At 64.6% G+C, this 12,427-nt stretch carries 14 protein-coding genes; 1 reads left to right on the top strand and 13 read right to left on the bottom strand.

Annotated elements, in window-relative coordinates; all coding sequences use genetic code 11:
• Nucleotides 1-69: 69 nt before the first annotated feature.
• From CT676_RS31240 to CT676_RS44410, 9 genes are all read right to left on the bottom strand, one after another.
• Nucleotides 70-1,242, bottom strand: coding sequence for a phosphoserine transaminase (locus CT676_RS31240; protein WP_085399314.1), 1,173 nt, complete (start codon nt 1,240-1,242; stop codon nt 70-72).
• Nucleotides 1,243-1,321: 79 nt separating this feature from the next.
• Nucleotides 1,322-1,513, bottom strand: coding sequence for a hypothetical protein (locus CT676_RS31235; RefSeq protein ID WP_014492058.1), 192 nt, complete (start codon nt 1,511-1,513; stop codon nt 1,322-1,324).
• Between the two features lie 173 nt (nt 1,514-1,686).
• Nucleotides 1,687-2,151 (bottom strand): GNAT family N-acetyltransferase, encoded by a 465-nt coding sequence (locus CT676_RS31230; protein ID WP_085399313.1) that lies wholly within the window; start codon nt 2,149-2,151, stop codon nt 1,687-1,689.
• Nucleotides 2,152-2,181: 30 nt separating this feature from the next.
• The gene (locus CT676_RS31225; protein ID WP_085399312.1) at nt 2,182-2,772 is read right to left on the bottom strand and encodes a glutathione S-transferase family protein; all 591 of its coding nucleotides are present in this window, start codon (nt 2,770-2,772) and stop codon (nt 2,182-2,184) included.
• A gap of 72 nt (nt 2,773-2,844) precedes the next feature.
• Nucleotides 2,845-3,654 (bottom strand): outer membrane beta-barrel protein, encoded by an 810-nt coding sequence (locus CT676_RS31220; protein WP_193560917.1) that lies wholly within the window; start codon nt 3,652-3,654, stop codon nt 2,845-2,847.
• A 168-nt stretch (nt 3,655-3,822) separates the two neighbouring features.
• On the bottom strand, nt 3,823-4,659 hold the full coding sequence (locus CT676_RS31215) for an outer membrane beta-barrel protein (RefSeq protein ID WP_028151808.1): 837 nt from the start codon (nt 4,657-4,659) through the stop codon (nt 3,823-3,825).
• 229 nt (nt 4,660-4,888) lie between these two features.
• Nucleotides 4,889-6,139, bottom strand: a complete 1,251-nt coding sequence (locus CT676_RS31210) for an MFS transporter (protein WP_063985527.1) — start codon at nt 6,137-6,139, stop codon at nt 4,889-4,891.
• 297 nt (nt 6,140-6,436) lie between these two features.
• Nucleotides 6,437-7,780: a phosphoglucosamine mutase gene (gene glmM, locus CT676_RS31205; protein WP_063985528.1), complete on the bottom strand. Its 1,344-nt coding sequence runs from the start codon at nt 7,778-7,780 to the stop codon at nt 6,437-6,439.
• A 218-nt stretch (nt 7,781-7,998) separates the two neighbouring features.
• Nucleotides 7,999-8,166, bottom strand: a complete 168-nt coding sequence (locus CT676_RS44410; protein ID WP_166103414.1) for a hypothetical protein — start codon at nt 8,164-8,166, stop codon at nt 7,999-8,001.
• A 119-nt stretch (nt 8,167-8,285) separates the two neighbouring features.
• Between CT676_RS44410 and CT676_RS31200 the strand changes: the two genes are divergently transcribed.
• The gene (locus CT676_RS31200) at nt 8,286-9,422 is read left to right on the top strand and encodes an alpha-hydroxy acid oxidase (RefSeq protein ID WP_014492050.1); all 1,137 of its coding nucleotides are present in this window, start codon (nt 8,286-8,288) and stop codon (nt 9,420-9,422) included.
• Between the two features lie 125 nt (nt 9,423-9,547).
• Here the strand turns inward: CT676_RS31200 and CT676_RS31195 are convergent, their stop codons facing one another.
• From CT676_RS31195 to CT676_RS31180, 4 genes are all read right to left on the bottom strand, one after another.
• The gene (locus CT676_RS31195) at nt 9,548-10,168 is read right to left on the bottom strand and encodes a hypothetical protein (protein ID WP_085399319.1); all 621 of its coding nucleotides are present in this window, start codon (nt 10,166-10,168) and stop codon (nt 9,548-9,550) included.
• Between the two features lie 14 nt (nt 10,169-10,182).
• On the bottom strand, nt 10,183-10,809 hold the full coding sequence (locus tag CT676_RS31190; RefSeq protein ID WP_085399311.1) for a hypothetical protein: 627 nt from the start codon (nt 10,807-10,809) through the stop codon (nt 10,183-10,185).
• A gap of 67 nt (nt 10,810-10,876) precedes the next feature.
• Nucleotides 10,877-11,716 carry a shikimate dehydrogenase gene (locus tag CT676_RS31185; RefSeq protein WP_085399310.1) on the bottom strand — a complete coding sequence of 280 codons (840 nt, stop codon included), beginning with the start codon at nt 11,714-11,716 and terminating at the stop codon, nt 10,877-10,879.
• 53 nt (nt 11,717-11,769) lie between these two features.
• Nucleotides 11,770-12,414, bottom strand: a complete 645-nt coding sequence (locus CT676_RS31180; RefSeq protein ID WP_085399309.1) for a YoaK family protein — start codon at nt 12,412-12,414, stop codon at nt 11,770-11,772.
• Nucleotides 12,415-12,427: the final 13 nt, after the last annotated feature.

The following is a 12,427-nucleotide window of genomic DNA, read 5'->3' as shown; positions in this document are numbered from 1 at the left end:
TGGACGATGGTTCGCATCGCCAGGCGCGATCCGACCTCTCCCCGCAAGAACGGGGAGAGGTGAAAAAAACTAAGCCGCCTTGGCGAGCTGCGCCTTGGTCTCGGCAAACGCCCAGTCGATCCACTGCGTGAGCAGCTCGACGTCCTTCGCCTCGACGGTGGCGCCGCACCAGATGCGCAGGCCGGCCGGTGCATCGCGGTAGTAGGCGAAGTCGTAGCCCGCGCCTTCCTTCTCGACCAGCGCGACCAGCTTCTTGGAGAAGTCGGCCTGCGCGTCCTCGGAGAGCGAGGTGATCGCGGGATCGGTGAACTTCAGGCACACCGAGGTGTTGGAGCGGATGGCGGCGTCCTTGGCCAGGAAGTCGATCCAGGGCGTCTTCGCCTTCCAGTCGGCCAGCACCTTGGTGTTGGCATCGGCGCGCGCGATCAGCGCCTTCAGGCCGCCGATCGACTTGGCCCAGTTCAGCGCATCGAGATAGTCCTCGACGCACAGCATCGACGGCGTGTTGATGGTCTCGCCGACGAAGATGCCTTCGTTGATCTTGCCGCCCTTGGTCATGCGGAAGATTTTTGGCAGCGGCCAGGCCGGCTTGTAGGTCTCGAGCCGCTCCACTGCGCGGGGCGACAGGATCAGCATGCCGTGCGCGGCTTCACCGCCGAGCGCCTTCTGCCAGGAGAAGGTGACGACATCGAGCTTGGCCCAGTCGAGCGGCTGCGCAAACGCGGCCGAGGTCGCGTCGCAAATGGTCAGGCCTTCGCGGGTCGCGCTGATCCAGTTGGCGTTCGGCACGCGTACGCCGGAGGTGGTGCCGTTCCAGGTGAAGACGACGTCGCTGTTGGGATCGACCTTCGAGAGATCGGGGATCTCACCGTAAGCAGCGTTGAGCTTGGTGACGTCCTTAAGCTTCAATTCCTTGACGATGTCGCTGACCCAACCTTCGCCGAAGGATTCCCAGGCGAGCGTGGTGACGGGCCGTGCACCGAGCAGCGACCACAGCGCCATCTCGACCGCGCCGGTGTCGGAGGCCGGCACGATGCCGATGCGATAATCGGCGGGCACTTCAAGCACTTCGCGCGTCAGATCGATCGCGAGCTTGAGCTTGGTCTTGCCGACCTTCGCGCGATGCGAGCGGCCGAGCGCTGCGTCCTTGAGATTTTGGGCGTTCCAGCCGGGGCGCTTGGCGCAGGGGCCGGAGGAGAAATGCGGCACGTTCGGCCGCGAAGCGGGCTTCGCTACAGTCATGATCTACCCTTCCAGATAGTAAGCCTCCCGTTGGGGGGAGGTGTCCCGCCGCGGCTGATACGGGAAACGGGAAGAGTCGTCAAGGAAGTTCCGGCGTCTCACGCTGGAGTGAAGGCGCTTCCGGCGCAATCTTGGGGGATTCCACCACGGCAAGCGCGTTCAGCAAGTCCGTGGCATCGCTGATCAATTGCGCTGCACGACGGCGGCTGCCGACTTTCAAAATGCATTTGTCATTGGCCTGCACGACGTAATCGTTGCCGACCTTGATCATGGAATAGCTTGTCATCGAAATCCCCGAACCGACCGAGCCCGGTGTCTGACGCTGCCGTAGCACCGTTCGTTCCCGGCTCAACGTGAACGACGGCTGGGTAGTTTACCGGCTCTTAATATGAACGAATGCGCGATCCGAATTTGCTGATCGCGCAAGGCTCGCGACGAGCTGCGTCAAAAGCGGACAGTCATGCCGACGTGACTCGCAGCGAACCCGAGCCGCTTGTAGAAGCGCTGCGCATCTGTTCGCGTCTGATGCGTCAGCAGTTCGACCAGATTGCAGCCGCGCGCTTTCGCTTCCGCGACCGCCCATTGCACCAGCTGCTCGCCGATGCCGCGGCTGCGACAATCGGAAGCAACGCGGACATCTTCGAGCAGACCGCGGATGCCGCCTTGCGTGCTGATGCCCGGCAAGATCGCGAGCTGCAGGCAGCCGACCACCCTGCCCTCGCTCTCTGCCACCACGAGCGTGAGATTTTGATCGCGCGCGACCTGCTCGAACGCCTGGTAATAGGACTCAGGCAAGGGATCCTCGACGCGCTCGCGGGCACGCCCGAGATGATCGTCGGCAAGCATGGCGACGATCGCCGCAACGTCCTCGCGGCGCGCGGGACGGATGGAGACGGACTTCTCGTTCATGTCGGGAAACTCCAAGAATCAGCGCGACTCTCAGCGCGCCGGTGGAAGGCCGAGCCAGGCTTCGGCCTCGCCGATCCAGCGGCGGATGGCGGCATGGCGGCCGAGATCGAAGCCACCTTCATGCGCGAGGCGGGTATAGGCGAGCAGCGAGACGTCGGCGAGCGAAATCAGGTCGCCGGCGAGGAAGCGGCTCGCCGCAAGATGCTGCTCCATGCGGTCGAGCGCCGCATAGCCGCGCTTGACCTTGTCAGGATCGAGCTCGGACGCATCCTTGCCGAGATAGACCAGCTGGAAGCGGCACACCGCGATATAGGGCTCGTGGCTGTACTGTTCCCAGAACAGCCATTCGTCCATCTTGGCCGCAGTGAAGGCATCGCGCGGAACGAGCGCGCTGTCGCGGGCGAGATAGCGGATGATGGCATTGGACTGCGCCAGCGTGCGGCCGTCGTCGAGTTCGACGGTCGGCACCTGGCCGGCGCCGTTCATTTTAAGGAATTGCGGCGTGCGCGTCTCGCCCTTGCGGGTGTCGATCTCGATCCATTGGTAAGGCAGCGCGAGCTTGTCGCAGACCCACTTCACCTTGAGGCAATTGCCGGAATTCGTGTCGCCGTAGATCTTCATCGCCGTCGCCCCGTTTTGGAGCGACAGAGCATCAGGACTGACCGGGCCTGTCAATTGCCCCGGCGCACAAGATCAGAACTTGTAGCCGAGGCCCGCGCGAACGGTGTTGATGTTGGTGTCCACTTGGGCGGCGAAGCGGATATATTCCCACTCGGCGCGCATGAAGAGACCGCCCACGAGATTGATGTCCACGCCGAGACCGGCGCTGTAGCCGTAGATCAGATGGTTGTGCTGCACGTCGGTCGAGGAGATCGGCCCCTGCAGAACGCCGGCCGGGGTCACGAAATCCTGCGCACTCACAGACCGCGTGATGTCGGCATTTCCGAGCGCGAGTCCGGCGAACATGTAGGGCAGGAAGCATCCCCACGCATAACCGGCCCTGCCGCGGAATGTTGCCATATCCTTGATCGCGATCGAAGACGTCGAGCTCGCCGTGACCGAGTGCACGTTACCGTCGGACAATTGGTTGCTGCGGGCTTCGCTGGCCGTGGCCGATCCGCCGAAGGAGCCGTGGAGGTAGCTTGCTTCCAGGCTGAGGACGACATCGTCCCACTGGGCATTGTAGCCGGCGAAGAAGCCGTATCCGGTGGTGCGGCGGGAGGCCTTGCCGAGGCCCAGATTCCACTGCGAGACACCCATTTCCGACTCGATCAACGTGTCGGCCAGCAGCGCCGCCATCATGTTGTTGGTCGAACCGTTGAAGTTCTCGTCGGAGGCCCCGTAACCGGCCTGGGCGCCGACGTAGCCGCCCTCCCAATTCGGCCGCGAGTTGGTCAGGCCGTCGGTGAACGAGCCGCGCAGGATGGGCAGATCCGGCATGTCGGCCGCTTGCGCGGCAGACGCCGTCCCCAACATCGCCGCCGCCAACATCAGCCTACGCATTGCAACGCTCCATCGAACTCGAACTTTCACTCGTGATCATGGCTCGTTAACCTTAACCAATGGTTGCGTCTGACGTTTTCGTCGCCGCCCGCCATGAAAAATATGCAAAGCAAAACGGCGCGGGATGATCCCGCGCCGTTAAGAGACGTTAAGCGATGGAGCTGACGATCAGCCCTTGGTGACGAGCGGCGGCGGCATGTAGGCCGGCGGGCTGCTCAGATCCCAACGCACGCCGAGCTTCACGTCATGCGAGGTGATGTCCTTGACCTTGATCGTCGACGGGCCCGAGATGCTGTTGTCGTAGGCGCGGAAGTTGCCGGGATTGGCGTCGCCGAGATCCATGTAGCTGTAGGCGAGTTCGACGGTGAGGCCGGGGCTGACCTTGTAGGCGAGACCGGCATGGGCGGCCCAGGCGAAATTCCACTTACCGTTGTCGGCGAAGTAGGTCACGCTGTTGGAGAGCCCGCCGGGATTGATCCGGGTGCCGTCGTCACGGAAGCCGCTGAGCTTGTTGTAGGAACCGCCGACACCGGCGCCGATGAAGGGGGTGATGCACCACCAGGTGCCGAGATCGACATAGGCGTTGGCCATGACGACCCACTCGGACTTGCTGCCGGAGTAGTTGTTGGCTTCGAAGTCGGTCGCGCTGAGCGTGACATTGTCCGAACCGTGCAGATTGGCCTTGCCGCGATACTGGCCGATCACGTCGGTGCGGAACCAGTTGTTGAAGCGATAACCAACGCCGAGGTCGAACAGCGGCGAGCTGTCGAAGCCGAGGCCCACGGTCTGGGTCGGGAACGTCTGCGCGGTCGCGCTGTCGATCCGCTTGGCGCTCTGGTTGGTCATGCCGATGTCGCCGCGGAGATACCAGCCGCCGAAGTCGGCGGGCGGAGCCGGCGGCGCGTACATGGGAGGCGGAGCGGCGATCGGCATATCGGCGGCGAACGCCATCGACGAGATGAGGGTCGCCGCACCTGCGGCAAGGAGAGACTTAACGCTACGCATTTGGCTTCGTCCTTATGGCCGGTGAGGCAAAATGCTGACGCCCCACGTTCTGGAAACTCACGGGAGGACGATGGCACCAAATGTTTAAGCGCCACTTAACCCTAATTTTTAAGGTTGATTTTTTCTCACCACTCGCGCGCATGCAGCAGAAGCGTTGCAAAAATGCGGCGCCCCGGCGCCCCCAATTGCTAACGATTGATGAAGCCGCAATGCAGCGAGACAGGATTTGTTAACGCAGGTGCCGCGGCAGCTTGGGCAGGAACACCGCAAGCAGGCCGATCGCCGGCAGCCAGGCACAGACCTGGTAGACGAACTCGATCGAGGTGTGATCGGCGAGCTTGCCGAGCACGGCGGCACCCAAGCCGCCGATGCCGAAGGCAACACCGAAGAACACGCCCGAGATCATGCCGAAGCGGTGCGGCACCAGCTCCTGTGCGAACACGATGATCGACGACGTCGTCGAGGAGATGATCAGGCCGATGATCACCGACAGCACCGCGCTCGCATAGAGCCCGGCATAAGGCAGCGCCAGCGTGAACGGCAGCGCGCCGAGGATCGAGATCCAGATCACGATCTTGCGGCCGAAGCGATCGCCCAGCGGACCGCCGAAGAACGCGCCGACCGCATTCGCGGCGAGGAAGATGAAGAGATAGATCTGCGCCGCCTGCGTCGACACGCCGAAGCGGTCGATCAGATAGAAGATGTAGTAGCTCGACAGGCTCGAGACGTAGAGCTGCTTCGAGAACAAGAGCGCCACCAGCACGGCAAGCGCGACCGCGACGCGGCGCGAGCTCGGCGCGTCGGGATGGGCCTGAACCGTCGCCGTCTTCTTCGCCTTGATCTGCGGCTCGTACCAGCGGCCGATGCGCCAGAGGATGAGGATCGCGAGGAACGCGATCGAGGAGAACCATGCGATGCTGCCCTGCCCGAACGGCACCACGATCAGCGCCGCCAGCACCGGTCCCATCGACGTGCCGAAGCTGCCGCCGAGCTGGAACACCGATTGCGCAAAACCGTAGCGACCGCCGGAGGCGAGCCGCGCGATGCGCGCGGATTCAGGATGAAACACCGCCGAGCCGAGGCCGACCAGCGCGGCAGCAATCAGGATGACGAGATATTGGTGCGCGGCGCTGAGCAGCAGCAGGCCGAAGAAGGTCGAGGCCATGCCGATCGACAGCGAATAGGGCTGCGCCTTCTTGTCGGTGTAGTGCCCGACCACCGGCTGGAGCAGCGAGGCCGTGAACTGGAAGGCCAGCGTGATCATGCCGATCTGCGCGAAGTCGAGCGCGTAGGTGTCCTTCAGGATCGGATACACCGAGGCGATCAGCGATTGCATGGTGTCGTTGAGGAAGTGCGAGAAGCTGATGCCGGCAAGCACGACATAGGCCGGCCCGGCGGCAGCCCGGGCGGCGGGCGCCACGTCGCTGACGACGACCGGTTCGGTCAGCGTTTCCTCGGAGACGACGACAGGCTTGTTCAATGGAGCATCCCGGCGGGCACGGCAGATTGCCGCACCGCCTAACTACGATGCTCTCTGCAGTCGAACCACCGCCAATCGTCGATGGCTGGAATGCACGTGCCGGTTTCACTGCGAGGCGACACGCCCCGCTTGGTTCGAGACGCCCGCCGTTGGCGGGCTCCTCACCATCAGGGTCCGGGGATTTCGTAGCCCGGATGGAGCGAAGCGTAATCCGGGACGTCTATGTCCGCGGGCGCGATCCCCGGATTTCGCTGCGCTCCATCCGGGCTACGATCGTGCTTCGCGTAGCGATGCGCCTCAGGCCGCCGCCTGTCCGAGCGCGGAGACGATGGTGTCGACGACGTCCTCGACCAGCAGGCGGTCCTCGCCCTCGCCCATGACGCGGATCACGGGCTCGGTGCCGGACGAGCGGATCAGAAGGCGGCCGTGGCCGTTGAGCCGCTTCTCGCCGTCGGAGATCGCCGATTTGACGTCGGAATCCTCGAGCGGCTTGCCGCTCTTGTAGCGGACGTTCTTCAGGATCTGCGGCAGCGGGTCGAAACGGTGGCAGACCTCCGACACCGGCCGGCGCAGCTTCTGCACCACGGCCAGCACCTGCAGCGCCGCAACGAAGCCGTCGCCGGTGGTGGCATAGTCGGACAGGATGATGTGGCCGGACTGCTCGCCGCCGAGATTGTAGCCGCCTTTCAGCATCTGCTCGAGCACGTAGCGGTCGCCGACCGGCGTGCGCACGAGATCGAGCCCCTGCCCCTTGAGGAAGCGTTCGAGGCCGAGATTGGACATCACGGTGGCGACGATGCCCGGCCGCGACAGCCGGCCGTCTTCCTTCCAGCTCTGCGCGATCACCGCGAGCAGCTGGTCGCCGTCGACGGTGTGGCCGCGCTCGTCGACCAGGATGACGCGATCGGCGTCGCCATCGAGCGCGATGCCGATGTCGGCGCGCATCTCGCGCACCTTCTTCGACAGCGTTTCCGGCGAGGTCGAGCCGCATTCCTTGTTGATGTTGAAACCGTCGGGCTCGACGCCGATCGGCACGACGTCGGCGCCCAATTCCCACAGCGCTTCCGGCACCACCCTGTAAGCGGCGCCGTTGGCGCAATCGACCACGACGCGCAGGCCGTCGAGCGAGAGATCGCGCGGCAGCGTGCGCTTGGCGAATTCGATGTAGCGGTCATGCACGCCGTCGATACGGCGGGCGCGGCCGAGGCTCGCGCTCTGAGCGAGCCGCTTGTCGAGGGATTCGTCGAGCAGCTGCTCGATCTGCTTCTCGACGTCGTCGGAGAGCTTGAAGCCCTGCGGGCCGAACAGCTTGATGCCGTTGTCCTCGAACAGATTGTGCGAGGCCGAGATCATCACGCCGAGATCGGCGCGCATCGACTTGGTCAGCATCGCCACCGCCGGCGTCGGCATCGGGCCGACCAGCAGCACGTCCATGCCGACCGAGGTAAAACCCGCGACCATCGCATATTCGATCATGTAGCCGGACAGACGCGTGTCCTTGCCGATCACGACCCGGTGGCGATGGTCACCACGCTGAAACGCAAGGCCTGCGGCCTGGCCGACCTTGAGCGCGAGCTCCGGCGTGATCAGTCCGTTGGCGCGGCCCCGGATCCCGTCCGTCCCGAAATATTTGCGGCTCATATCGTCCCCCACGCAACAACCAGGGACCCCTCTACAACTACGGGATGCCCGAAAGGGACCCGCATCCCTGATTTGCTGAGACGTTATAATGCCTTCGCGGCCAACTTGGCTTCAAAAAATGTGATTAATCATTACGGGACCGGGCCCAAGGCGCCCCAGTAACTTATTGTTAGCACTATATTTCCGGCCGACAGGGCGGAACGGAGCGGAACCCGCCCCTAGTCGGAGCGCTTCACATGGCCGTCCTGGCGGCTCGGCGCCGGCTGGGTGACGTTGACGGGATCGGACCCCGGGAAGGTCTCTTCCAGACCCTCCTCCAGCGCGTCGTCGAGATCCTGCTTCTCCTTGATCTCTTCCGGTGTCGGCTGGCCGCGCGGTTTGCTCATGGCGCCCTCCTCCCAAACGATTTGGCTGTGCATCCAACCATGCTAGATGACCCCTCGATCTTCCGATGCAAGACTTCTGAAGCAAGACTTCTGATGCAAGACGGGCCGGGGAAACGTTCATGAAGCACATCACCTGTATCGACGATCTTCGCACGCTGCATCAGCGCCGCGTGCCGAAGGCGTTCTTCGACTATTGCGACCGCGGCTCCTATGCCGAGGAAACGCTGCGCGCCAACCGCGAGGACATGCAGGCGATCAAGTTCCGCCAGCGCGTCCTTGTCGACGTCTCCAGGCGCGACACCTCGACCATGATCCTCGGCGAGTCCTCGACCATGCCGTTGATATTGGCGCCCGTCGGCCTCCTGGGCATGCAGCATGGCGACGGCGAGATTCACGCCTGCCGCGCCGCGCAGGCCGCCGGCATCCCGTTCACGCAGTCGACGATGTCGATCTGCTCGATCGAGGACATCGCCGCCAATGTCGAGAAGCCGTTCTGGTTCCAGCTCTACGTGATGAAGGACCGCGGCTTCATCAAGGAATTGATCCAGCGCGCGATGGCGGCGAAATGCAGCGCGCTCGTGCTGACCGTCGATCTCCAGGTGATCGGCCAGCGCCACCAGGACATCAAGAACGGCATGACGGTGCCGCCGGAATGGTCGCTGTCGAAGCTGATCGATTTCGCCACCAAGCCGGCCTGGGTGTCGGGCGTGCTGCAGGGCAAGCGCCGCACCTTCGGCAATCTCGCCGGTCATCTGAAGGTCAGCGACGACATCACCTCGCTGTCGACCTGGATCAACTCGCAGTTCGACACCTCGCTGAACTGGAACGACATCGAGTGGATCCGCAGCATCTGGCCGGGCAAGCTGATCCTGAAGGGCATCCTCGACGTCGAGGACGCCGAGCTCGCTGCGAAGACGGGCGCCCAGGCGCTGGTCGTCTCCAACCATGGCGGCCGTCAGCTCGACGGCGCACCGTCCTCGATCGAGGCGCTGCCGGAGATCGTCGACGCAGTCGGCTCGCAGATGGAGATCATGTTCGACGGCGGTGTCCGCTCCGGCCAGGACGTGATGCGCGCGCTCGCGCTCGGCGCAAAGTCCTGCATGATCGGCCGCGCCTACGCCCATGGCCTCGGTGCCGGCGGCCAGGCCGGCGTCGCCAAGGCGATCGACATCATCCAGAAGGAGCTGCTCACGACCATGGGCCTGTGCGGCGTCAACAGGATCGACGAGATCGACGATCACATCATTGCGGTGTGAGGCGTAGCGGCAGCGCCGTAGGGTGGGCAAAGCGAAGCGTGCCCACCAATTTCGCGAAACGCGGGAAAGTGGTGGGCACGGCGCAAGTGCGCCTTTGCCCACCCTACGAGTTCAGCGCTAGTCCCTCACATCGGCGGCGTAATCCCGTCGCGACCGACATTGACCCGGTTGGCCTCGAGCGAGCCGTCCTCCTTCTTCGCCGCGCCGAAGATGATCAGCTTGGCGCCGGGCTTGATCTCGGATTTGTCGCTGGCGACAAAGGTGACGATCGGCGTATCCGGCGGCACCACCACTTTCTTCTCGCCGTCCTTGTACTTGACGGTGATGTTCTGGCCGTCGGTGCCTTCCACCGTCTGCGCCACGGTCGCGTTGGTCATGGTCGAGTTGGCGCGCGCATCCCAGGGACGAAAACCTTCGGCCGCGCCGCGCTGGTTCTCGGGGAAGATGTGCACCGCGATCGCCTTCTGCGTGCCGTCGGGCTGGGGCATGCCGGTGACGCCGATATAGGAGCCTTCCTTGATCTCCGACAGTGAGGTCTTCACCACGGCGAAGACCGCGACGTTGTCGGTCATGCGCACCTTGACGTCGCTGCCTTCGCGCGTCTTGATGCCGAGGGTGTTGCCGTCGACGCTCTCGATGGTGCCGCGGATGCGGACCGTCGGCGACTGCTGCGCCGAGGCGGAGAACATGGAAGCGACGGCGAACGCCGCTACGAACAGGCGCGGCATCCAGCTTGATTTCGACATGTTGCGATTCTCCTTCACATCGGCGGTGTCAGGCCGTCGAGGCCGACACTGACGCGGTTGGTTTCAAACGAGCCGTCCGGCAGCTGCTTCATGAAGGCGACGACTTTTGCCCCGGCCTTCAGCTCGGATTTGTCGCCGGGCACGAAGGTCACGACCGGCGTGTTGTCGGCCACGAACACCTTCTTCTCGCCGTCCTTGTATTTCACCAGCAGCGTATGGCCGTCATTGCCGACCACGCTCTCCGACACCGTGGCGTTGGTCATGGTGGAGTTCGGCTTGAGGTCATAGGGCCGCGAGCCCTCGCCGGTGCCGCGCATGCTCTCCGGAAACACGTGGACCTCGACCGCGTTCTGGCCGCCGTCCGGACCCGGCACCGTGGTGGCGCCGACGAAGGAGCCGACCTTGATGTCGGCGAGTGAAATTTTGGTAACGCCCGACACATTCACGTCAGAGGCGATGCGAAGCTTGACGTCCTCGCCGCTGCGCGACTTGACCTGCATGGTGTCGCCATTGACGCTCTCGATCGTGCCGCGCACGCGCGTCGGCACCGGCGCCCTCTGCGCGACGGCATAGAGGGTGGAAGCGGCCACCATCGCGACGGCGATGAGCGGACGTGTGAAAGTTGCACGTTGAACAGGCATGACGGTCTCCGGATTGTCCCCACGGGGATAGAACTCCGGAGGTGGGGTGCTATTCGCCGTTACCCTTTCAAGTCTTTGTGAGATCGGCCTCGACCAGTGCACGCAGCTCGGCCGTGACAGCAGGCCTTTGGCCGAACCACAGCTCGAAGCCGCGCACCGCCTGATGCAGGAGCATGCCGAGACCGTCGGCGGTGTTCAGGCCGCGCGCCTTCGCAGCCGCCAGCAGCGGCGTCACCAGGGGAACATAGACGAGGTCGGCGACGACCGCCCCGTCCGGCAGGCGCGCCACGTCGACATCGAGTGAAGGCTGGCCGTGCATGCCGAGCGAGGTCGTGTTGACGAGAAGTCTTGCGCGCGGCAGCACGTCGTTGATGCCGTCCCAGGGAATCGGATGCACGTTCGGCCCGAATTGCTTTGCCAGCGTCTCGGCGCGCGCGACGGTGCGGTTGGCGAGGTGGATGCGCTTGATGCCGCGTTCGAGCAGGCCGAACACGACCGCGCGCGAGGAACCGCCGGCCCCGAGCACCAATGCCTCTTCCGCGCTGTCCCAACCGGCCGCTCCGGCATCGAGATTGCCGATGAAGCCTTCGACATCGGTATTGGTCGAGCGCAGCTCGCCGTCGGCAAACCAAAGCGTGTTCGCAGCGCCGACGGCCCTGGCACGCGCATCGGGCGTGGACAGCGCCAGCACGTCTTCCTTGTGCGGGATGGTGACGTTGGCGCCGACGAAGCCGCGCAGCGACAGCCGCAGCACGAAGTCGCGCAGATCCTCGGGCGGGACCGCCTCGATGACGTAGCCTCCCTCGATCCCGAGCGTGCGCAGCCAGTAACGATGGATCAGCGGCGAGCGCGAATGCGCGGCCGGCCATCCGATCAAACAGGCTGCGGGAGTCCTGAGCGCGGTCATCTGTCCCTCGGGTCGTGTTCGAGGCCGATCCATTTCGCGTCCCGCCGGCTCTGTCAAGCGCGCGGCCGCCGCATCGCCGCGGCCGCGATCGCAGCCAAAGCCAGCGCCGCGGCGGCGGCGAACCAGATCGCGGCGAGGTTGATCCAGGCATAGCCGAGCGCGCCGCTCGCCGAGCCCGCAACGAGCGCCGCCCACAACAGCAGGTTCGGCGCCCAATTCCAGCGCGGCCCGCCGGTGAGGCTTACCGCGAGGAACTGGCCGACCTTGACCAGCGCGCCCGTGACGTAGGTGAGGCCGAGGCCCGCGCCGCCGTCGATCTGGAACACGGCGTTCTCCAGGCCCATCGCGAGCACGATGGCCGCGATCGCGAGGTTCGACAGGCCGTAGGCATGGCAAAGTCCGGCACCCGCAAGCAGCCCGGTTTCAATGAGGAGCAGCCAGGGCTGCCGCTCGGCCCCGCCGCCGAGCACGACGAGGCTGCCGGCCGCAGCTCCGGCCACGAACAGCGCGATCAGGCCCAGGGCGCTGGCGGCCTGCCACCACTGCGCTTCGGCAAGGCTGACGCCGAGACGCGTGGAGTTGCCGCTCATGAACGAGACGAACAGGCCGCCGAGATGCAGGAAGCCGATGCCGTCGACATAGCCCGCCAGCATGCTGAGCGTGCAGGCCAGCGCAATATTGCGACGCGAATCCAGCATTCCCTGCACCACC

The sequence above is a fragment of the Bradyrhizobium sp. MOS001 genome, from assembly GCF_004634465.1.
Lineage (GTDB): Bacteria > Pseudomonadota > Alphaproteobacteria > Rhizobiales > Xanthobacteraceae > Bradyrhizobium > Bradyrhizobium barranii.
Note: the sequence above shows the minus strand (reverse complement) of the source record. Positions and strands in the feature narration are given on the sequence as shown.